This is a genomic window from Thermodesulfatator autotrophicus (genome assembly GCF_001642325.1).
In the GTDB taxonomy this organism is placed as follows: domain Bacteria; phylum Desulfobacterota; class Thermodesulfobacteria; order Thermodesulfobacteriales; family Thermodesulfatatoraceae; genus Thermodesulfatator; species Thermodesulfatator autotrophicus.
Genome location: NZ_LSFI01000014.1, coordinates 1 through 21,960, shown reverse-complemented (window position 1 = coordinate 21,960; position 21,960 = coordinate 1). Strand labels below are relative to the sequence as shown.

21 protein-coding genes are annotated in these 21,960 nt (G+C 42.2%); 13 read left to right on the top strand and 8 right to left on the bottom strand.

The window, feature by feature from the left end; genetic code table 11:
- Positions 1-297 precede the first annotated feature (297 nt).
- The 6 genes from TH606_RS03700 to TH606_RS03675 all read left to right on the top strand — a co-directional run bounded on the left by TH606_RS03700 (position 298) and on the right by TH606_RS03675 (position 6,188).
- Positions 298-681: a multiheme C-type cytochrome gene (locus TH606_RS03700; RefSeq protein ID WP_068541392.1), complete on the top strand. Its 384-nt coding sequence runs from the start codon at positions 298-300 to the stop codon at positions 679-681.
- Positions 682-696: 15 nt separating this feature from the next.
- On the top strand, positions 697-3,099 hold the full coding sequence (locus TH606_RS03695; RefSeq protein ID WP_068541389.1) for a molybdopterin oxidoreductase family protein: 2,403 nt from the start codon (positions 697-699) through the stop codon (positions 3,097-3,099).
- Between the two features lie 63 nt (positions 3,100-3,162).
- Entirely contained in the window at positions 3,163-4,488 is a 1,326-nt protein-coding gene (locus TH606_RS03690) for an alginate export family protein (protein WP_068541386.1), read from the top strand.
- 44 nt (positions 4,489-4,532) lie between these two features.
- Complete coding sequence (locus TH606_RS03685; protein WP_068541384.1) at positions 4,533-4,832, top strand: chaperone NapD; 300 nt, start codon at positions 4,533-4,535, stop codon at positions 4,830-4,832.
- 58 nt (positions 4,833-4,890) lie between these two features.
- Complete coding sequence (locus TH606_RS03680; RefSeq protein ID WP_231887733.1) at positions 4,891-5,385, top strand: 4Fe-4S dicluster domain-containing protein; 495 nt, start codon at positions 4,891-4,893, stop codon at positions 5,383-5,385.
- Positions 5,386-5,387: 2 nt separating this feature from the next.
- On the top strand, positions 5,388-6,188 hold the full coding sequence (locus tag TH606_RS03675; RefSeq protein WP_068541380.1) for a 4Fe-4S binding protein: 801 nt from the start codon (positions 5,388-5,390) through the stop codon (positions 6,186-6,188).
- Here TH606_RS03675 and TH606_RS03670 read toward each other — a convergent pair.
- Together TH606_RS03670 and TH606_RS03665 are read right to left on the bottom strand one after the other, a co-directional pair.
- A complete protein-coding gene (locus tag TH606_RS03670; protein WP_068541377.1) occupies positions 6,169-6,864 on the bottom strand; it encodes a response regulator transcription factor in 696 nt (231 codons plus the stop codon). The genes TH606_RS03675 and TH606_RS03670 overlap by 20 nt on opposite strands.
- On the bottom strand, positions 6,833-8,386 hold the full coding sequence (locus TH606_RS03665; protein WP_068541375.1) for a sensor histidine kinase: 1,554 nt from the start codon (positions 8,384-8,386) through the stop codon (positions 6,833-6,835). Before TH606_RS03665 ends, TH606_RS03670 begins: the two co-directional genes overlap by 32 nt.
- A gap of 125 nt (positions 8,387-8,511) precedes the next feature.
- Here TH606_RS03665 and TH606_RS03660 point away from each other — a divergent pair, with 125 nt between their 5' ends.
- The gene (locus tag TH606_RS03660; RefSeq protein WP_068541372.1) at positions 8,512-9,072 is read left to right on the top strand and encodes a cytochrome c3 family protein; all 561 of its coding nucleotides are present in this window, start codon (positions 8,512-8,514) and stop codon (positions 9,070-9,072) included.
- A gap of 18 nt (positions 9,073-9,090) precedes the next feature.
- Positions 9,091-10,437: a multiheme c-type cytochrome gene (locus TH606_RS03655; protein WP_068541370.1), complete on the top strand. Its 1,347-nt coding sequence runs from the start codon at positions 9,091-9,093 to the stop codon at positions 10,435-10,437.
- Positions 10,438-10,600: 163 nt separating this feature from the next.
- Here TH606_RS03655 and TH606_RS03650 read toward each other — a convergent pair whose 3' ends face one another.
- A complete protein-coding gene (locus TH606_RS03650; protein WP_068541367.1) occupies positions 10,601-11,329 on the bottom strand; it encodes a metallophosphoesterase family protein in 729 nt (242 codons plus the stop codon).
- A 246-nt stretch (positions 11,330-11,575) separates the two neighbouring features.
- On the opposite strand from TH606_RS03650, the gene TH606_RS03645 reads away from it, so the two are divergent.
- The gene (locus TH606_RS03645; protein ID WP_068541364.1) at positions 11,576-12,439 is read left to right on the top strand and encodes a transposase; all 864 of its coding nucleotides are present in this window, start codon (positions 11,576-11,578) and stop codon (positions 12,437-12,439) included.
- 132 nt (positions 12,440-12,571) lie between these two features.
- Positions 12,572-13,366 (top strand): prolipoprotein diacylglyceryl transferase, encoded by a 795-nt coding sequence (gene lgt, locus TH606_RS03640; protein ID WP_068541361.1) that lies wholly within the window; start codon positions 12,572-12,574, stop codon positions 13,364-13,366.
- On the opposite strand, the gene TH606_RS03635 is transcribed toward lgt, so the two are convergent.
- Both TH606_RS03635 and serS read right to left on the bottom strand, forming a co-directional pair.
- On the bottom strand, positions 13,360-14,292 hold the full coding sequence (locus tag TH606_RS03635) for a calcium/sodium antiporter (RefSeq protein ID WP_068541358.1): 933 nt from the start codon (positions 14,290-14,292) through the stop codon (positions 13,360-13,362). The two genes, lgt and TH606_RS03635, sit on opposite strands and share 7 nt — an antisense overlap.
- Entirely contained in the window at positions 14,289-15,575 is a 1,287-nt protein-coding gene (gene serS / locus TH606_RS03630) for a serine--tRNA ligase (protein WP_068541356.1), read from the bottom strand. Before serS ends, TH606_RS03635 begins: the two co-directional genes overlap by 4 nt.
- Positions 15,576-15,890: 315 nt before the next feature.
- On the opposite strand from serS, the gene TH606_RS03625 reads away from it, so the two are divergent.
- Entirely contained in the window at positions 15,891-17,390 is a 1,500-nt protein-coding gene (locus TH606_RS03625) for a methyl-accepting chemotaxis protein (RefSeq protein ID WP_068541353.1), read from the top strand.
- A 267-nt stretch (positions 17,391-17,657) separates the two neighbouring features.
- Positions 17,658-18,938 carry an HD domain-containing phosphohydrolase gene (locus tag TH606_RS03620; RefSeq protein WP_082863493.1) on the top strand — a complete coding sequence of 427 codons (1,281 nt, stop codon included), beginning with the start codon at positions 17,658-17,660 and terminating at the stop codon, positions 18,936-18,938.
- Between the two features lie 314 nt (positions 18,939-19,252).
- Here TH606_RS03620 and TH606_RS03615 read toward each other — a convergent pair whose 3' ends face one another.
- From TH606_RS03615 to TH606_RS03610, 3 genes are all read right to left on the bottom strand, one after another.
- Positions 19,253-19,810, bottom strand: a complete 558-nt coding sequence (locus TH606_RS03615) for a pyruvate kinase alpha/beta domain-containing protein (RefSeq protein ID WP_068541348.1) — start codon at positions 19,808-19,810, stop codon at positions 19,253-19,255.
- Positions 19,810-19,941, bottom strand: coding sequence for a hypothetical protein (locus tag TH606_RS11980; protein ID WP_269451042.1), 132 nt, complete (start codon positions 19,939-19,941; stop codon positions 19,810-19,812). Before TH606_RS11980 ends, TH606_RS03615 begins: the two co-directional genes overlap by 1 nt.
- 138 nt (positions 19,942-20,079) lie before the next feature.
- A complete protein-coding gene (locus tag TH606_RS03610; protein ID WP_068541345.1) occupies positions 20,080-20,325 on the bottom strand; it encodes a hypothetical protein in 246 nt (81 codons plus the stop codon).
- A gap of 337 nt (positions 20,326-20,662) precedes the next feature.
- Between TH606_RS03610 and TH606_RS03605 the strand changes: the two genes are divergently transcribed.
- Entirely contained in the window at positions 20,663-21,808 is a 1,146-nt protein-coding gene (locus TH606_RS03605) for a methyl-accepting chemotaxis protein (protein ID WP_068541343.1), read from the top strand.
- Positions 21,809-21,960: the final 152 nt, after the last annotated feature.

Below are 21,960 nucleotides of genomic sequence, written 5' to 3'. Positions count from 1 at the left end.
TGACTTCCCTACCTGTCACTGCGAGGAGCCGGAGGCGACGAAGCAGTCCCTGAGATTGCTCCGCTCGCAATGACATGGCCGTGTTGTCACTGTGAGGAGACCGGGACAGACGAAGCAGTTTCTACTTTACCTTTCCCAGGTGAAGCTGAAGCTAGAGCTAGTGATAGCTTAATAAAACTAGTGATAGCTTAATAAAATTGTTTTAACCGTTACATTTTTGTTACAAAAATAACTGCATTTTTACTTTATCTTGTTCTATAACTTTTTTAGGAAACAATCCCTATAAGGAGGTGTCCTGTGAGACTAAAATTGTTTTTATTAAGTGCTTTTTTGGCTGGGGGAGTTATTGTTGCTTGTGCTCCCAAAGGCCAGGCGCCTATGGAAGATGTTCAGGCAAAGCAGTCTTTAACTCATCCTCCTCTTACAGAGCAGGAAAAGCTAATGCCGTGTGCTAGTTGCCACAAAGAAGAGACTCCTGATATTTACGACGAATGGTTTCATTCTGCTCACGGAATCGCCAATGTTAAATGCTATCAATGTCACGGTACTTTTGAAAACTTCGTAGTGCGCCCTGAACCTGCCAGATGTATGCCCTGTCATGCTGAACAGGTAAAAACTGCCCCTAAGGGTAAATCCTGTGAAGCGTGCCATCCGGCACACAAATTTAGCGTACACAAGTAATAAAGGAGGTGTCCCATGGCCCTTACAAGAAGAGAATTTTTGAAAAGAACAGCCGCTTTAACTGCTGCTTCCCTGGTAGGAATGAAGCTTCCCTTTGTTTTAGACCAGGAAGCGCAGGCCGCGGATGCTGATAAATGGGTACGAGGGGTTTGCCGCTTCTGTGGAGTAGGTTGCCGTGTTGAGCTCGGTCTTAAAAACGGAAAACCTGTAGCCATTAGAGGAGTCCCTGATTCTCGTACCAACTACGGTTTTCTTTGCATGAAGGGAATGCTTTTTTACCAGATCATGAATCACCCTGAACGCCTTAAAAAACCTCTTTATAGAGCCAGCAAGAAAGATAAATTCAAAGAAATTTCCTGGGAAGAAGCCCTTGATATCGCCGCCGAAAAGTTTGCTCAGGCGGTCAAAAATTATGGGCCCAATTCCGTAGCTTATTATGGTTCTGGCCAGGCCTTAACCGAAGAAACTTATCTCTTCCAGAAAGTGATGAGGGCGGGTCTTCGTACTAATAACGTTGAAGGGAACCCCCGCCTTTGTATGGCAAGTGCCGTAGGTGGTTATCTCACTTCTTTTGGAGCTGACGAGCCCATAGGCTCTTACGCCGACATAGAGCAGGCCTTTTGCTTCTTTATTATTGGAAGCAATATGGCTGAAGCTCACCCGGTGCTTTTTCGTCGGGTAATGCGTCGTAAGCTTGATAATCCTAAAGAAGTTTTTGTCATAAACGCTGACCCGCGGGTGTCTCCCACTTCGCGTATCGCTGATGTTCATCTTCAGTTTAAACCTGGTACTGACCTTGCTCTTCTTAATGCCATGGCTTACGTAATAGTTGAAGAAAAGCTTTACGATGAAAACTTTATCAAAAACTATTGTGTATTCCGTGTCGGTAAAAACAAGAAAAAGGTATCCTTTGAAGAATACAAGAAATTCTTGGCAGCTTATACTCCTGAGCGTGCCGCAGAAATTTGCGGTGGAAATATCACTCCTGATATCATTCGCCTGGTAGCACGCAAGTTTGCCACCTCGCCTGCTACCATGAGTTTCTGGACCATGGGGCTTAACCAGCGTATCCGTGGAGTATGGGCCAACAATTTGGTTCATAACCTGCATCTCCTTACTGGCCAGCTCTGCCGTCCCGGAGCTGATAGTTTTTCTCTCACTGGCCAGCCCAACGCCTGCGGTGGAGTGCGTGAAGGAGGTGGGCTTTGCCACATTTTACCTGGGCATCGCCCGGTCAAGGTGGATAAACTCCGCCACCAGGTAGAAGACCTCTGGGGAGTGCCGCGCGGGCGTATTCCAGCTAAACCAGGTTACCATACCATAGCTATGTTCTCGGCGGTAAACGAAGGGAAAATCAAGGCCATCTGGATAAACTGCACCAGCCCGGCTCAAAGTCTCCCTCATGTGGATAAATATCGTAAGGGTATGGCTCGCGAAGATGTTTTCCTGGTAGTAACAGACATCTTTCCCACGAAGACTACGGAGCTTGCTAACCTGGTGTTACCTACCGCCTTTCACTTTGAGAAGACAGGGGTTTATGGTTGTACCGAACGTCGCTCTCAGATCACCGTAAAAACCATTGATCCTCCAGGAGAAGCAAAACCAGAAGTGTGGATTGTGCGGGAGTGGGCCTTAAAGCTTGCTGAAAAGCTAAATGATCCCGTTATCAAAAAGACAGTTGAACCTTTTATTGGTCTTGAGGAAGGGTTTGCCTTACCCAAGGCCATCTGGGATGAATATACTCAGAAACTTACCGCTCACCGTGATAACGACCTCCGCGGCGCCACCTACGAAGTGCTAATGCAGATGCCAGATGGTGTCCAGTGGCCTGCACCTACTAAAGAATGGGCCCTTAAAGGTGGAACTTATAAGAAATTCGTCCGCGGCCTTGACCCGCTGGCTGATAAAGAAGCCGTTGATGAAAAACCGTATCAGTTCTACGGCCCTGCCCATAAAGACCGCAAGCTCTGGATATGGCTAAGGCCTTATAAAGGTGCGGCAGAAGAGCCTGATGCCGAGTATCCGTTCTACCTTTCCACTGGGCGTATTATTGACCACTGGCACACCACCAGTATGACCGGGCGCATTAAAGAGCTTCTCAGGGCCAATCCTTATGCCTATGTAGAGATTAATCCCAAGGACGCTAAGCGTCTGGGTATTAACCCTGGAGACATGGTGCTGGTGGAAACCAGGCGTGGCCGTAATATCCTTCCGGCCAAAGTTTACGAAGGCCCCATGGAAGGAATGGTCTTTGTTTACTGGCACGATATGCATGAGGAACGCATGATTAACCGGGTTACCAAAGATGCCTTTGACCCCGGCTCTAAAGAGCCTGAGTTTAAGATTTGTGCCTGCCGTATAAAGAGGATTTCCGGGCCTAAGCCCTTGAAACCCTACGTGGTGGGGCACAAAATTTAAATACTGAAAATGAGGTCCCCTATTAAACTAGGGGACCAAAAAAACAAACCAAGGGAGGGAAGTATGAAGGGAATGGTAAAGGTAATGTTAATCTGTCTGGCCCTGGTTTTTGGGGCAACGGTTTCAAAAGCGGCTTTCCTTGATGATTTCACCAATGCTTTAACTAATGGAAAGCCCACCTTTGAAATGCGCTGGAGCTTTGAGGTGTCTGATCTTAATGATGACGCTGACAGAAGCAAGGCCGTGGGGTTCAACGTGCGGACTCGTTTAGGATATCGCACCGCTAAACTTTACGATATTTTCTCTGCTTACATTCAACTTCACAACGTGACCAACATTACAGAGAATTTTAGCTGGACAGGTGGCGGTGACGCAAGCTACGATGTAATTGCTGACCCTGATGGTTCTAGGGTACATCAGGCCTATCTGGATATTAGTTGCCCTGATGGCCGGGGGGTATTTCGCATTGGTAAGCAGGAAATACTTTTTGATGATGTGCGCCTTATTGGTAACATTGACTGGCGTCAAAATGGCCAGTCTTTTGATGCTGCCAAGCTAAACCTTAAGCTTATTGAAAATGTAAATTTTGACGCTGTTTACGTGAGCCGGGTAAATGACATTTTATTAGAGCATTCAGATTTAAGGGGTTACTGGTTCCATCTGGCCTATACCGGCTTTGAAAATCACAAAGTTAGCCTTTTTGCCTATCTCAATGACTTTGAAGATGCTGACTATCGTGACTCTGCTACTTATGGAGTAAGGGCTTTTGGTAAAGTGCCTTTTCAGGAAAATGTAGCCCTGCGCTATGACTTAACTATTGCTTATCAGACTGACTTTGCCGACGACGGTGACGCTAAGTCTTACCGCACCGTAGGCTCTGAAACCCTTAAAGAACACGGGGCTATGTTATTTAACATCTCTGTGGCTACTGACTGGAAGCTTGATTTGCCCTATATCCAGATGGGAAGCATCGGTTTTGGATACCAGATGATAGAAGGGGCTGACGGCTCTGATAAGCCTTTTGACACCCTCTTTTCCACCGCTCACAAATGGAACGGCTGGGCTGACCAGTTCCTGGCCACTAACGGAGGGGCCTTGTACCTTGGTCTTGAAGATTACTGGATTGAGGCCTCGGTTAAGTTCCTGGGAATGAGTTTTAAGGCTGTGTATCACTACTTTGATACTGAAACCAGCGTGGATGGCCTTTATAATGGCTATAATGATGAATACGGCCAGGAGTTAGACCTTCTCCTGGTTAAGTCCTTCAACAAGAATATCAAGGGCTTGATTAAGGCGGCCTTTTTTGACGCCGAAAACGACGCCGAAGAAAACGGTGTACCTGTGGAAGACGAAGTGGTCTTCTGGACGCGGCTGATGATTAAGTTCTAAAAAAGAAGGGGGGGCGAAAGCCCCCTTTCTTTTAAGAGGTTTTTATGCCTATAGGTGGCTTTGTTGTCCACGTAATCCCGGATAAAAAAGATAAGGTCCTTGATTCCTTAGCTGGCTTCCAATCACTTACTATTTATGGCCATGACGAAAAGGGCCATGTTATAGTTGTCCTTGATACTGCTACTTCTGAAGAAATGGAAAGGCTTGTTGATAAAATAGGCGAAATAGACGGCGTTATAAACTGTGATCTTGCCTATCTTCATGGTGAAGACGAAGTGGAAAAAATAGAATCAGGGGAATATAAACCAAAGATCCGCTTTAGCCGTGTTAAAAAAGACGCGTAGGTCCTTTTTAGCCGGGCTTATTTCCCTTCTGACCCTGCCTCAAGCGGCCAGAGGTGGCGTGTTGTCTTCCCCGGTTAAGCGTAATCATCTTCGGCCTCCTGGCGCTGTTTCTGAAGATATATTTGCGGCTAAATGCGTACGCTGTGGGCGCTGTGCTGAAATATGCCCCTATCGTTCTATAAAAATTCTTGATATTCGTCATGGTATTTTTGCCGGAACACCCCTTATAGAGGTAGAAAAAATTCCCTGCTATCTCTGCATGAAATGTGTGGAGGTCTGCCCTACGGGAACCCTTTTACCGGTAAGAATGGAAGAAGTGCGCATGGGAGTAGCAGTTATTAATAAAAGGCATTGCGTTACCTGGCGGGGAGAAAGTCTCTGCCGCACCTGTTATAATGTTTGCCCTTTAAAAGAAAAGGCCATTAAGCTTGACCAGTTACGGCCAGTGGTAATTGAAGAGGCCTGCACCGGCTGTGGGCTCTGTACCCACGGCTGCCCTCTGACTCCCAAGGCTATTAATATTGAACCTATTTACGCCTTCAGGAAAAGATAGCCATGCGAAAATACAATTCTTTAAGATTCTTAGTGCTTTTTCTGTCATTCTTAGTAATTTTAGTGAATCCCTTTCTCAATTACTATTTTCAGATAAATTTTATTCAGGGTTGGTATCAGTCTTTAAGTATAGGTAAGCTCTGGTTTGTCTCTCCCCTTGAGGGTTTTGAAAGCATTTTGGTTTCAAAAACTATTTATCTACCTCTTCTGATTGCCTTATTTTTGCCTGTATTACTGGCTTCTTTTTTAGGGCGGGTGTTTTGTAGCTGGGTTTGCCCCATAAGTTTTTTATCTGAGATTCAGGAGAGAGTTTTAAAAATTTTTGGGTTTAAAAGAAGGAAAGACTTAATACTTTTACCTCGTTCTACTATTTGGTTTACCCTGATTGGAGATATGGTCCTGGCTATGATGATAGGGGCCCCTCTTTTTGTTTTTCTTTCTCCGCCAGGCCTGGTAGGGCGTGAAATCATGATGGCGGTTTTTTTCCATACCTTGGCCATTGAAGGGGTGGTAATCTTACTGGTGCTTTTTATGAACTTCTTTACCCGTCGTTTTTTCTGCCGTTATTTTTGCCCTTTGGGGGGGATGCTCGCCTTTCTTGGAACCAGGCGCTCTTTAAAAGTTGTTAGGGATAAAGATTCCTGTACAGAATGTAAAATGTGTGAAAAAGCCTGCCCTTTGGGGCTTTCTCCTCTTAAAGACGAAAGTCGCGGAGCTTATTGCTGGAACTGTGGAGCCTGCGTAGATGCCTGTAACTTTGAAGCTTTAAAGTTTAAATGGCGGCCTAATCTCCCTCAGGATTAAAACGATATCCTACTCCTGGATGAGTTATTATATAGCGCGGGTTTTCCGGGTCAGGTTCTATTTTCTGTCTCAAGCGTTGAATATGTACATCTAGGGCTCGGCTCCAGGGATAGATTTCCTTACCAGGCCATAGCTGGTTTCGTATAAAATCTCGTGTAAGCACTTCGTTAACGTGGGTAGCCAGAATTTTTAAAAGGTCAAACTCTTTTTTAGTGAGCCTTATAGTTTTTCCGTTAATATTTACTTCACGACGATTGAAATCTATGTAGAACGGACCAATCTCAAGTATTTCCTGCTTTTTTAAGGTCTTTTTGGCTCGGCGTAAGCAGGCTTTAATGCGAGCCAAGACCTCTAGATATTCAAAAGGTTTTACCAGATAATCGTCAGCTCCGCTTTCAAGCCCCCTTACTTTATCAGATAGACTATCCCGAGCAGTTAGCATAATTATGGGGACATCAGTTTTTTGACGGATTTTCTGGCAGAGTTTAATGCCGTCTATGTCAGGTAAGTTTAGGTCAAGAATTATTAAATCTGGATTTTGCTCTAATAATTCTAGGCCTTTTTGGCCATTTTCAGCTTCTAAGACTTCAAATCCGTCAAGCTCAAGATGTTCTTTTAAGATGTAAGTTATATCAAGGTCATCTTCAATTATTAAAATTTTGGTTTTGGCTTTCATTTTTTCCCCCTTTTTTAGGCAGGGTAAACTTGAATACACACCCAGGATGCTCAGGATCTTCTACCCAGATTTGTCCTCCATGGCTCTCAATAATACCTTTACAAATTGCTAGCCCCAGGCCAATACCTTCTCTCTGATCCTTGGCTATACGGTAAAATTTTTGAAAAACCTTTTCTTTTTCTTCTTCAGGGATACCAGGGCCAAAGTCTTCTATAGAGACAATAACTTTGTTTTCATTTTCACTGACAGAAACTATAATTTTTTCTCCCGGAGGAGAGAATTTTATGGCATTTACTAATAAATTAGAGACAACTTGTTGGATCTTTTCATGATCAAAATAAGCTAGACTATCTTTGCCCTTTAATTCAATTTCAATATTTTTTGGGTTGGCCAGAGGGCTTACCATTAAAACTGCATCCTCAATAGTATCAAGAATGCTATTTTCTTCTTTCATTAGTTCAACTTGCCCGCTTTGTATTTTAGAGTAGTCAAGTAAATCTTTTATCATTTTCGCCAGCTTTTCTATGTTCTTTTTGATTATTTCTATCTGTCTTTGGTCTATATTCCCTTTTCTTTCTATTAATTCTATTGTTCCTTTGATTGCAGTTACTGGCGTTTTAAGTTCATGGGTAATATTTGAAAAGAATTCAGATCTATATTTTTCTGCCTTTTTAAGGTCTGAATAGGCTTGGTAGAGTTCTTGAGTGGCCTTTTTTACTTCTTCTTTTAATTTTTCTTGATGTTTAAGTAGTTTTTCTATCATGCTATTAAAGCATTCGCTTAATATCTGCCACTCGTCTTTGCTTTTTATGTTTACTCGGGCGTTTAAGTTCCCTTTTTCAATCTCTTTGGCTGTTTTAATAAATTTATTTAGATTATTCAAAACAAAAATATTTAATAAGAGGCATAACGAGAAGAAAATAAGCAGAGTTATTAAAATTGAAGATATTATTAGGTTTTTGTAGTTCTTTTTGAGTTCCATAAGAAAAGGTTTAGCAGACAAAGTAATACTTATACACGCTGGAGGTTGATAGTCTTCTATGTCAGTATGGCAATTAGAGCAAACCTTCTGGAATTCAAGGGGGGCGGCGTAACGAAATAGGGGGTTTTCTGGGTCGTTTTCTAGTTTCCAGAATTCCTCAATGTTTTTTTCTTGAAAGGTAAGAATAGCTTCTTTTTCAAAGGTATCAGGAATATGATAAGGCGTTTTGGTATTGATGACCGCCACTTTAAAGGTAAAAATCATATTTTGAGGTTTAGCAAAAGCTGCCAGTTCTTTGGTAAAATGAGAGGGCGTGATTTTTTCAAAATTTTCACCATTTCTTATGTAAATACCACCTTTGCTTGAAATCCATTTTCTGGTAAGGACTATGAATTCATAAATAGCCTCGGCCTCGCGGCGCATTTGCTGGAGATAAAAATTTTTCTGTTCTTTGACAGACCAGATGATAAAAAATAACCAGAACGAAAGAATTATTATAAGCAAAGCCAAAAGTATTTTTCGGCCAAGGACTGAAAACAAAGACCCTCCTGATGTTTACATTTCTGTTACAACTTTAACCCCACATTTACTCATTTTCCATATAGAAAGAAAATATAGCAAACTAATTAAAGAATTAAATAATTTTGTGAAAGGGGTCAGGCTTTATGAACAAAGGCGGCTTGATTTTAGGCATTGTCATAGGGTTAGTGGTAGCAGGTCTTGGCTCATTGGTTACAGCTTCCAAAATGGTAGAGTCAAATAAAGTAGAATTTTGTGCCTCTTGCCATCCTATGAAAACTTTCCATGAGACGTGGAAGCTAAGTGTTCACGGCCCGAATCAAAAAGGGGCCATGAAGGCCAAATGTGCTGATTGCCATCTTCCACATGATGGTTTTATGAATTACCTGGTCACTAAAGTTAAAGCTGGTTTAAACGATTATATTGCCAATATGCAAGGTAAAGGTAGCACTCCTCAGTACTGGCTTGACCGCTGGGCCAAACAGGGAGCAGATAAACACGTTTATGAATCCAGTTGCCGTAAGTGTCATAAAGAGCTGGTGGCGCCAGGCATTCCTGTTAAAGCTTTTATTGCGCATCGTCAATATGAACTAGGCATGACCAAGGAAAATTGTATTACCTGCCATCGTCAGGTAGGGCATGGGAACTTGATGGTGGTTATGCAAGAGAAAGCCGCTGCCAAAAAGTTGGCTAAAAATGAAAAATAAACGTTAAAGGAGGATTGTATGAAGGTCGGCAGGGTTTTAGGCATTTGTTTACTTATGTTCTTTGTTTTTGGCTTAGGCCTGGCTCAGGCCCAAAAACAGTACACTAATCTGGCAGGTAAAAAGCTGATTATCACCCGTGGTTACTCAAAAGAGGCTATCCAATGTATTGAGTGTCATTCTAAAAAGACTCCAGGGATTGTAGCAGACTGGAAGATGAGTCGCATGGCTCATGCTGGGGTATCCTGTTATGACTGTCATGTAGTTCCTAAAAATTCGCCTATGGCCAGCCAGTGTGTAGGTGTTAAAGGAACTAATATTTACACTTCTCCCATGGTTTCTCCCAAAACTTGTGCTAAATGTCACCCCTCAGAAGTGGAACAGTTTGAAAAGAGTGCTCACTCCAAGATGGCCAGTGTTCCGGTAGTAGAGAGCAAGAAGATGCACAAACTTATGCACTATTATGAAGGCGGAATTTTTATGGGGATTCCTGAAGGAGATCCTCGTACTACCGCCTCTAAAAGAACCGGTTGTGCCAGTTGTCATGGTGGAAAGATAGAGCTTGGTCCAGACAATAAGCCTATCCGTGGGACCTGGCCTTCTGGTATCGGACAGCGCTATCCTGATGGTAGTGCTGGTAATTGTTCTGCCTGTCATACCCGTCATAAGTTTAGTGTAGCAGAAGCCCGTAAACCTACCGCCTGTGACAAGTGTCACATTGGACCTGACCATCCCAACGTAGAAACTTATCTTGGTAGCCAGCACGGTAAGCGCTATCACGCCGAAGGGCATAAGTGGAAGTGGGATTCCGCCCCTGACGCCTGGGAACCTGGAGACTACTCTGCTCCTACCTGTGCTACCTGTCATATGAGTGGTATCGGAGAGCTTGCCACCACCCACAACGTAGCCGAGCGTCTAAAATGGCGTCTTTACCCTCCAATCAGCGATATTCGTAAAGGTGCCCGTGGAGATGGTATGAAAGGTCGTGAAAATATGAAAAAAGTCTGCATTAATTGTCATTCTACAATTTTTACTGATTCTTTCTTTAAGAATCTAGATGACGCCGTAGCCCTTTATAACACTTATGCTAAGAACGTCCAAAAGATGTTGGCTGACCTTAAAGCCAAAAATTTACTGAAAGATGATCCCTGGAAAGATCCTGTACAGGAGCTCTGGTACTATCTCTGGCACCACACTGGACGTCGTGCTCGTATGGGTTATGCTATGGGTGGGCCAGACTGGTCTCACTGGCATGGATTCTTCCAGGTCTTTCAGGTCTACAAAGACATTGAAGATCTTTATAATTACCGCATAAAACACGGAAAGATTGAAGAACTAAGCCCGGTCATGTCTACCGCTCCTTATTAATAATCTGCAGGGGCGGGCTTTAGAGGGGTGGCTCAGGCCACCCCTTTTTATTTTTTTATTTCCTGGAATACAAAAAACAGACAACAAACTTTTGGGCTGTCAACTTCTGGAAGGGCAAGATTGCTACGGATTTCTGGTCTTTCAGAGCTAAAAAGTATTTGTTTTAAACTAGACTGTATTTCTTGGTTTCTTGAACTTTCTTTTCATGTACATTTACGATATCAATCGTAAGAGCATCTTCAGCTACATGTAGCAAGTTAAAAGAGGGGTAGGAAAAACCTTTAAGACGGCGTGAAGTAGCTGTACCAGCGGTAATGAAAAAAGTATTTTCAAGCTTCCATATCCAGGGATAATGTTTGTGGCCAGATAATACACAGTTTACCCTTTCCTCAATGCAGATTTTTAATACATCGCCGGCATCAACTGGTATGTTTCTTTCCCTTCCGGTATAAGGGATTGGAAGTAAGTGATGGTGTAAACACATTATTTTAAACTTTTGAGATGGCCCTAGTTTTTCTTTGATTAGTGGATAGTTTTCTCGGCCCACGTGTCCGTCATCAATATCAGGTTCTGTAGAATCTATCCCCAGAAGTACTATTTTTTCATTTTCAAAAGATGGAAAACGAGTCCCGAAGAATTCCTCAAATAGTTGATAGCCTTCATTGCGTGCATCATGGTTTCCAGGAACAACAAAAGTGGTAAATTTTATCTTTTGTAAGAAATAGTGAGCTAGTTCGTACTCGTACAAATAGCCATCATCAGTTAAATCTCCAGTTACTATAACGTAATCAGGTCCCATATCTTCCAGCAGGGTAATAAGATTTTCTCCCCAAGGTTTCATGTAGTTATGGCCGCTTACATGCAAATCCGAAATATGGGCTATTTTTAACATTATATCCTCCCAGTGTTTTCTGCTTTTGATGCTGCTGATGAGGAAAGTAATGGACAAATTTTACATGGAAATGACTCTTTAATAGCAATTTTGTGACATCGTAAAAAGGACAGAAAAAGGGACATCGTAAAAAGGGACAGGCAAGTAAGTAGTAGTAACTTTTAAGTTTCTGCTAAATCTTGGTCGATAAAAGAGAAATAGGGACAGGCAAAATTTAAAAGGAAAAATTTAAAAGGAGGTTTCGTTATGCCACGCATACCTAGATTTTTTATGAACGACCCAAAAGCGGCTTATCATGTCATCTCCCGCACGGCTCTCCCTGGCCACAAAGTCTTAGGTCCTGAAGAAAAAGACTACCTGCTTAACCTCATCCGCTGGCTCTCTCAGGTCTATTTCGTGGAAGTTTACGGCTTTGCCATTATGGGCAACCACTTCCACCTACTCTGCCGCATGCTACCTGAAGACCAGTTCTCTGACGAAGAAGTGAAGCGCCGCATAAAGCTCTATTACGGAGAGAAACGCAAAATCTTCTTTTACGAGGAGCTAATCAAAAAATGGCGGACAAAGCTCGGGAATCTTTCTCGCTATGTCCAGGATATAAAGCAGCGCTTCTCTCGCTGGTATAACAGGCGAGTTGACCGCAGAGGCTACTTCTGGGCGGACAGGTTTAAGTCTGTAATCGTGGAGACAGGCGAAGCGCTCCTTAATTGTTTGGCTTACATAGAGTTAAACCCAGTGTGGGCAGGGATAGTGGGTAAGCCAGAGGACTATCGCTGGTGCTCGCTGGGATATCGGTCAAGAAGAGGGACAGGCAAAAATTTCCTTTCGCTAAACCTAGGGCTGTCTCGCTGGGAAAACAAGTCTGAAAAAGAAAGATTTGAGTTGTTGCGGGAGTTTGTTTACGGGAAGGGCGGGCTTGGTGAGCCAGAAATAGGGACAGGCGAAATTTTCAGGCAGCGGGTCAGACATTTTACCGAAAGCCTGGCCATAGGGAGTAAAGGGTTTGTGAATAAAGCAGCCGCAAAGCTAAAAGGATTCCTAGGGCTAAAACGAAAGAAAAAAAGTAAAATAAAAAGTTTAGCTGAGGATGCAAATATGGTTTTCTTGTAGTTTTCCTGATTTTCCCAAGCGCTGAAAAAATGGTTTAAAAGCCTTTACCGTTTTTTCTATAGGTTAATTTTGTTTAAGCAGGATTTAGGAATTGAATCTAGCCCTTCTCTGACAGGTTATTATAATAGACCTATGCTTTCTTATCCTGATATAGACCCGGTAATTTTTCGTATAGGGCCCCTTGCCCTTCGCTGGTATGGTTTAATGTATCTCCTTGGTTTCTTGGCGGCCTATTTTCTGGTGCGTTTTCAGCTCCGCGAAAAAGGTTACCAGGAGCTAAGAGAGCACCTTGATAACATTATCTTTTGGGGAGCTTTGGGGCTCATAATAGGTGCTCGTTTAGGGCATGTCCTTTTCTATTTTCCAGACTATTACTTAAAGCATCCCCTTGAGATTTTAGCTATCTGGCATGGAGGAATGTCTTTTCATGGTGGCCTTCTGGGAGTTCTTATTGCCGGGTTAATTTATGCCCGCAAACATCAGCTTAACTTTTGGTTCTGGGCAGACCTTTTTGTTGTACCTGCCCCTATTGGCTTAGGCCTTGGGCGGCTGGGTAACTTCATAAACGGAGAGCTTTACGGACGCCCTACAGATGTCCCCTGGGCCATGGTTTTCCCAAAAGGCGGGCCTATTCCCAGGCATCCTTCTCAACTTTATGAAGCCTTGGGAGAAGGGCTCGTTCTTTTTCTTATCATGTGGTTTTTGCGCAAGAAAGAATGGCCTTGTGGCTTCAAATTTGCTTCCTTTTTGGTGGCTTACGGAAGCATACGCTTTTTTATAGAATTTTTTAGGGAACCCGACGCAGGAGTCCCCCTTCTTTTTGGCTGGATGACCAGAGGCCAACAATTTTGCCTGCTCATGGTTATAGCTGGCCTTTTGCTATTTTGGCTAAAAAGAAGAGAAGAAAAGCCGTGTAGGCCTTATTGATAAAGATAAAATACATAGAATATGTAACACCCTAGCAAAATAGTTCCTTTTAAACGTCCAACTCTTTTTTGATGAGCTAACATTGCCCAGGCCATAAGCGAGAAGAAAATCATAATACTTAGGTCAACGGTGACGCCTTCTTTGGAAAAAGAAAAAGGTTTTATTATGGGGGTAAGGCCCAAAATGGCCAGAATGTTCATGATATTTGAGCCAATAATGTTTCCCAGGATAATATCTCCCGCTCGTCTATAAGCCGCTACCAGGGTGGATACCAACTCGGGAAGGCTTGTGCCCACCGCCACCATGGTAAGGCCTATAACCCTTTCAGGGACTCCTAAATGCCTGGCAATATTCACAGCACCTTCTACTAAGACGTTAGCCCCGAGAGATAAAAGGCCAATACTGACAAAAACACCTGCCGTATAGAGAATAATTTTAGATAGAGGTTCTTTTTTCTGGTTGTCTGCCAAATTACTTAAAGTTTTATCCCTTTTAAAAAGAAAAAAGAGAAAAAGCACTAGAAGAAACAGAAATATGGAGCCATCTAAACGGCCTAGATAGCCATCACGGCCCAGGAGAAAAAGAAGGGAACTTACAAAAAGCATAAAAGGCATTTCCTGGGTGATAAAACGAAAAGTGGTTTTAAGGGGGCTAACTAGAGCTACCAGGCCCAGTACTAAACCGATATTGGCGATATTTGAGCCAATGACATTGCCAAAAGCTACATCACCAACACCTTTAAAACTTGCCGCCAAGGTGGCTGCAAGCTCTGGCGCTGAAGTGCCAAATGCCACCAGCGTAAGCCCTATGACCAGAGGCGAAATACCCAGGAGAAGCGCCAGTCGGGTGGCGCTTTGCACCATCACTTCGCCCCCGGCGTAAAGCAAAACTATTCCTGCGGCTACCAGGCCAAAGTCTTTTATCATAGCTTTTTTTCAGGCTCAATTATTTCCTGACCACCAAGGTAAGGTCTAAGCACTTCAGGCACAACCACCGAGCCATCTTGCTGCTGGTAGTTTTCAATAATGGCCATAAGGGTGCGGCCAACAGCTAGCCCTGAGCCATTCAAGGTGTGTACGAGTTGTGGTTTTTTGCCTTCTTTGGGACGGAAGCGAATATTTGCCCTTCTGGCTTGATAATCTTCAAAATTGCTGCAGGAAGAAATCTCTACAAACCTGTTCTGACCAGGAGCCCAGACTTCTATATCGTAAGTTTTAGCAGCGGCAAAGCCAAGGTCTCCTGTGCAAAGTATAACCACTCTGTAAGGAAGCCCTAGTTTTTGTAGGATTTCTTCGGCATCAAGAGTTAGACTTTCTAACTCTTCGTAGGAGGTTTCGGGATGGGCAAATTTTACCAGCTCAACTTTATTGAACTGGTGCTGGCGGATAATACCCTTTACATCTCGGCCGTGGGAGCCAGCCTCAGCCCTAAAGCAAGGGGTATAAGCCACGTAATATAAGGGTAAATCTTCTTCAGCAAGAATTTCATCACGATGCAGATTAGTAACTGGAACCTCAGCAGTGGGGATGAGATAATAATTCCAGTCTTCAATTTTAAAAAGGTCTTCTTTGAACTTGGGGAGCTGGCCAGTGCCGATCATAGAGGCCTCGTTTACGATAAAAGGAGGGAGTACTTCGCGGTAGTTGTGCTCCCTGGTATGCAAATCAAGCATAAAGCTTATAAGGGCCCGTTCAAGACGAGCCCCTGCCCCGCGATATACCACGAAACGGCTCCCCGTAATTTTAGCGGCCCGGGCGAAATCAAAAATGCCTAAGGCCTCGCCCACTTCCCAATGGGGTTTGGGGGTGAAGTTAAAAGAAGGCAAGTCACCCCAGCGTTTGACTACCTGGTTATCGTTTTCGTCTTCGCCTGGTGGTACAGACTCATGAGGTAAGTTTGGTATTTCTAGAAGTAAGGTCTTTAGGTGAGCCTCTGTTTCCCGAAGTTCTGCCTCAAGGGCTTTAAGCCTTTCGCCAAGCTCTTTTACTTCTTGCATTTTGGCTAAAGCGTCTTTGCCCTGTCTTTTAAGCGCTCCTATTTCTTCAGAGGCTACCTTGCGGGCATGGCGAAGGCGTTCTACTTCTTGGATTAGTTCACGGCGGCGTTTATCAAGTTCAAGGATTTTGTCTATGGGGTATTCTCCACCTCTTAAAGCCAGGCGCTTTTTAACCCAGTCCGGCTTTTCTCTAATGAGACGAATATCAAGCATAAAGTCCTCCCTTGATTCAAGTTAGGAAATTTCTACCAAACTTTGCCCCTCTAAAAAAGGGAAATCAACAAAACTTTAAAACCCATGAAATATAAAATGCAGTTTGTGCCAATTTCAATGCCGTAATGAGGACAGGCAAAACGAAAATTTAGTTAGGAAAATTTAGGGACAGGCAAAATTTAAGTAGGGGCAAAATTTAGGGACAGGCAAAAGAATCAGGCAAAAGAATGGCTATCTGGTTCATCAGAAATGATTAAAGAATTTTATTTCCAGTCCGAAATTTATTTAAAAGGCTGAAAAATGATGGAGGTGGATATGAGGTTTAACAGCATCAAGGTCCGCATCCAGTCTATCATTTTAGTAATGTTTTTATTAAGCCTTTTGAATGCTGGCATGGTTTTTATGGTGCTACAAAAGAACGCAGGAGATGCTCAATATATAAATATGGCAGGCCGCCAAAGGATGCTTACCCAAAAACTTACCAAAGAAATTTTATCCAAAGATTTTTCTTCAGCCAGGAAGACGGCCAACCTTTTTGAACAAAGCCTAAAAGTTTTGAAGTACAGCGATAAAAGTAAAGGGCTAGAGCCAATCTCTGACCCAGAAATTTTGGCTGCCTGGGAAAAGCTTCACTCAAACTGGCTTCACTTTAAAGAAGCTTTTGACCAGTATCTTCTCACAGGTGACCAGAAAGACCTGAAATATCTCGTTGACAATAATTTGAAAATTCTTTCTTTGGCCAACAATCTCACTAAAAAATTTGAACAAAAAGCCGTAAAAAATCTTCATCGTTTGAAAGTTTATCAAGCCATAATTTTAATTTTCACTCTGGTTTTATTAGGAGCTATTTGGTGGATGGCCAAAACCAGGATTATTGATCCTATTGATAAGGCTGTAGCCCTGGTTATGAGGGTAGCCGAGGGTAATTTTACCGTCAAATTTCCCAAAAGAAGCCAGGACGAAATAGGCAGACTATTATCTGCTCTGGAAGAAATGACTGAACGTTTGAAAGAAACCCTGAGGAATGTGATTATCTCTTCGGAACAGGTATATTCTTCTTCTCACGAAATTTATCTTGCAGGAAAAGATGTATCTGAAAAGGCAACCAGATTGTCCCAGGAAGGGGAAGAAGTCAAAGCCGCTGAGGAAGCGATAAATAATAGTGTACGAGCGGTTTCAGCCGCTTCTGAACAGATGGTAGAGGCTATTACTGAGATTTCGCGTAACACTTCGGAGGCAGCTCGCATTGCTAGTGAGGCTGTAACTAAGGCTAAGGAAACTAACGAAATAGTTAACAAACTTGGTATTTCTTCAGAAGAAATTGGTGAAGTAGTAAATCTCATTCAGAGTATCGCAGAGCAAACCAATCTTCTGGCCTTAAACGCCACCATTGAAGCGGCCCGTGCCGGAGAAGCCGGCAAAGGCTTTGCGGTAGTAGCCGGTGAAGTAAAAGAACTTTCTAAGCAAACCACCCAAGCCACGGAAAAAATAGCCAAAAAGATCCAGGCCATTCAGACAGATGCCCGTGCTTCAGTGAAGGCCATTCAGGAAATTAGCGAGGTAATAAGTCGTATAAACGATATCTCCAATATGATAGCAAGCGCTGTAGAGGAGCAAACCGCCATGATGGGCGAGATTAGTCAGGCGGCCAATATGTCTGCTGAGAGTGCCGAGCAAATAAGGGAAAAAATCGAAAAAATGTCTCGTGCTATCCAGGAAACCGCAGAAAAGGGAGATAAAAGCCGCAAACTTTCTGAAGAGATGATTACTCTCGCTAGTCGTCTTAAAGAACTTGCTTCAAATTTTAAAGTCTAAAAGGCTTGTCCGGTCGCTCTTAAAAGGCGGGAGATTTTCAGCAAGAATAATGCGTGCTTATTGCTGTTAACAATTATGAGCGATTACTAACAACTAAAACATGAAAAGCGTTGTAGGGACAGGCCCAGCGGCCTGTCCCTCTTTTTGGGAACGAGAGAGCAAACATATTTTGGGCTGTCTTCGAAAAAGTCTGCAGCAGCAACGTCCTAAAAAGTCTCAGCTTTAAAAATCTATTAAAGTCCTAGTGAAAAAGGGTCGAAGAAGTTGATGATGGTAAGAGAATTTCTCATAAACTTAAATAATTTTTTTCTCTCGGTCTCTGACGCCATAGATCTGGCTAACCCGAGTATTTCTGCTCACCAGATAAGAGTGGCTTATATCTCCTGGCGCCTGGCCAAAATTTTTAACTTATCTCCTGAAAGATTAAAACACCTTTATATTGCCGCCCTTTTTCATGATATAGGGGCCCTTAGCCCTAAAGATAAGTTTCGTTTACATCGTTCAATAGAGAGGAACCTTGACCTTCATTGTATAAAAGGAGAAAAACTCTTTAATTCCCTTCCTTTTCTTGCTCCCATGGCACCTCTTATTCGTTATCACCACAAACCCTGGCACTTGTGGGAGAAAGAAGGAGCATCTTTGGAAAGCCCTTATGTCCTGGAAAGCCAGTTGTTGAACCTGGCTGATACAGTGGAACGCCTGATTAACCGTGATGAGTTCATATTGGAACAACAAACAATAATTACTAAAAAAATTCTATCTCTTTCACGTAAAGATTTTCATCCTGATTTAGTGACTGCCTTTTTAGATTTAAGTAAACAGGAGTCTTTCTGGTTTGATGTAACCAATCAAAGGTTATATTCTATCCTTCTCAAATATGGCCCCCTTGAATCTGTTCAGGCGGGTATTGAAGAAATAGCACAGCTAGCAGGCTTTTTCAGTAAAATTATTGACTTTAAAAGTCGCTTCACCTCTACTCACTCAAACGGGGTAGCGGCCTGTGCCACTATCCTTTCACATCTCTGCGGTTTTACCGAACAAGAAGTTCTTTACATGAAAATAGCGGCAAGCCTACATGACCTTGGTAAATTGATAGTGCCAAATTCAGTCCTTGAAAAACCAGGCCGCCTTACCGCCGAAGAGTTTAATTTTCTCAAACAGCATACTTATTACACCTATATGATTCTTTCGTCTATTGAAGGCTTTGAGACCGTAGCCGAGTGGGCGGCCTTTCATCACGAAAAATTAGACGGTTCAGGTTATCCTTTTGGCTTAACTGGAGATAGATTGAGCCTCGGAGCACGCATCATGGCTGTTGCTGATATCTTTACCGCTCTTATAGAAGAAAGGCCTTATCGTGCGCCTATGGGGAAGGAGGAAGTTGTTGAAATTTTTAACTCCCAGCTCAGGAAAGGTCTCCTTGATAACCGTATAGTAAAAATTCTTTTTGAAAACTACGAAGATATTGAGGCTCGCGTTAAAAAATATCAGAAGCTGGCTGAAAAGAACTACCTTGAGTATTTAGAAGACCTTGACTTAGCTGCTTAAATTATTTACTTGCTTTTACCGTTATGAGACCTTTGCAAAAATCTGAAACATTATTAATGGAATGGGAGCATTTTTTACCTTACAGAGCGTCATCGCGATGCGATGCAGTCGCCGTGGCGAAGTGACCCTACCAGGTCATACGAGGAAGCCCCGCAGGGCCGACGAAGTAATCCCCTGAGATTGCTTCGCCACTTCGTGGCTCGCATTACAAGGTATTACAAGGCCTTCCCTTCTTCGTTATTGTTCGTTCCCCCTTTCCATGTTATTGTAAGGGAAGCAACCCTACGGGCTAGCCGTGCTAAAACAAAACATTCCTACCAGTCTTTCGGTTTGGCCAATATCTCGCGCACTTTGAGGTTGAATAGTTTATTAGAGGGCATGGCTTTAACAATGGCAACAGTGTCTGCACCGCGAGCGGTTCCCGCTACGGTGATAACATCCTCTGGGGGCACAAGCCCGGCATCACAGGCCATCATAGCGATCTCCACACAGACCTTAATACCCTGCCCAAAAAGACGCAGGGTATTAGCGATGAGGTCCTGTTGGGAATATTGTTGAAGTTCCCTTATGGCCGTGCCAATACTGCGTAAAACCATGGTGCCAGTACAAACCTTGGCCCCGAGAGCTTCTATTTTGGCCCGCATTTCAGGGGTGATTTCAATTTTACCTGGCTCTCTAAAGCCTACGTTGTGGGTAACTACGATAAGATTGGCACCCTGGCCGAAAAAAAGTTCTGCAGCTTTAAGGCCTGTGTCTCCAAAAGTGGAGGCTACTATCACATGTTTTATATTCCTTTCCTGAAAGGCTTTAAAAGCAATTTTTAAGGCTTCATCTGTATTGTGGCGCCCGGCTTTTTCAAAATAAGTACTCATTAGTCTAACCTGCTTATAATATTGGGATTAAAGAGTTTTTGATAAGGAATTATGGCTAGGACAATAATTAAATTATCTACAATTTTTAAACCTATTAAATAATGGCCCAGGTGCATTTTCCAGTAATTCATGTTTTCGCCCCGAATGGGCCTGGCATAAAAAAAGGTTTTTTGACGAATTTTTCCTGCAAAAATTTAAGTATTGCGTTTTTAAATGAAGGGTTAATAGACGTTAAATCCTTTTTAAGGACTTTGGGATGGAATTTTAGATCAAAGCTTTTGTTTTTCATACTCAACCTGCGAAACTTCTTCTTTTTCATCAAGAATTATATCCTTTTCTTCCCTTTGAGACAAATATTTAAGCAGCAACAAGTCTTCTTCCAGGTCAAGGGCCTTGTTTATCAGTTCCCCTACCACCGCTGACATGGACATACCTTTTACCTGGGCGAGTTTTTTTATACGTTGATATACATCTTCTTCAAGAACAATACAAAGCCGCGGATTTTTAGTGGGCATAAACCCTCCTTAAAGTTTTCCTTCTAATCGGTAGTTTAGGAAAATTACTAAAATCCATCAAGGTTCATCATTAACGATGAACAACAAGATAGAATTTAACACAAAATTTACAAGCTTAAGTCTTCCCTTAACATAATTTTTATATTAATCAAGTAGTAAAGACAAGTTAAAAGAAGTCGGTTCAGTTAATATGATGAGACTGGTTCATCTAATATGAATAAAACAGAAAATTATAAATAAAACAAAAAAATCATTAAAGTAAAAATATAGTTAGACGATATTATTAGCAAAAGGTAATATTTACGTTCATCAAATAAGATGAAAAGCGGAGGGGCAAATGCCTAACTTATTAAAACTTAAAAGTAAGCACATTTTATTACTCATTATGGGATTAGTATTTTTATTGTGGGGTATAAATATTGGCATTGATTTTTTAGTGTTTAAAGAAAAAGAAGCAGTTTTAAGTAGCTTGATAATATTTGGAATATCTTTTATAGCAGTTACAGCAATAAGTTTATATGTTGGTAATAAGCTTGAACAACAAGCACTGTCTCTTATTTCAGCAATGAAAAAGATTAGCGAAAAAGATTTTTCTGAAAAAGCTAAAGAAGTACCTAATAGTAAAAATGAAATTCATATTCTGGCCAAATACTTTAACCAAACCATAGAAAATAGCACTCAAGTGCTAAAAGAAGTAAAAGAAGGCATTGAACAAATTGCTTCAGGGGCTGAAGAGTTTTCAGCTATTGCCGAACAGGTTACTCAGCATTCAAAAGAAACCTTTAAAGAAGTCAAAAAGTTAACCGCTTTTACGGAACAAATTAGTGAACAATTAGACTTGGCCAGTCGTAGTGTACAGGAACTCAGTGCGGCTATTTCAGAGATTTCCCAAAATACTGCTACCACTGCTGAGGAGAGTCAGAATACCAGTGACCAGGCTTCCCTAAATAGCGAACTTATAGAAAATCTCCTGAAAGAAATAGAACACATCAAGCACGCAGCAGATATTATTCAGGATATTGCAGATCAAACTAATCTTTTGGCCTTAAACGCTACCATAGAGGCGGCCCGGGCAGGTGAAGCCGGCAAAGGCTTTGCGGTAGTAGCCAGTGAAATTAAAGAACTTTCCCGGCAAACAGCACAATCTACCGACCAGATTAGAACCTGGGTGGAAAACCTGGTGGAAAAGGGAACGAAACTTCGGGAAACCAGCCAGGTACTACTTAACACCATGGAAAAGACTGTTGAAAGAGCAGGAAGTATTGCTTCAGCTATTGAAGAGCAAACAGCAGTTACCCAGGAAATAACCCATAATACCGATAGCATTACAAATGAACTTTCAAACATCATTGATATGAATAGACGACTAAGAGAACGCACTGAAGAAGCTGAAAGCTCTATTACCGGTATAAAACAGGCCGCAGAAGACATGAATAAACTAGCTTTGCATCTAAGAGAAATGACCAATCAATATAAAATGTAAAGGAATTTTTATATGATAATTAATGAAAATAAAGAGAACAATTTAGTTTATAAAATTTATAAAGTAGGAAAAATTGTTGAAAAACATAAAGATGTAGAAAAAGTAATTAAAGAGATTTTGTCTTTGCTCATAGTGTTTCGTCAACTGTGTCC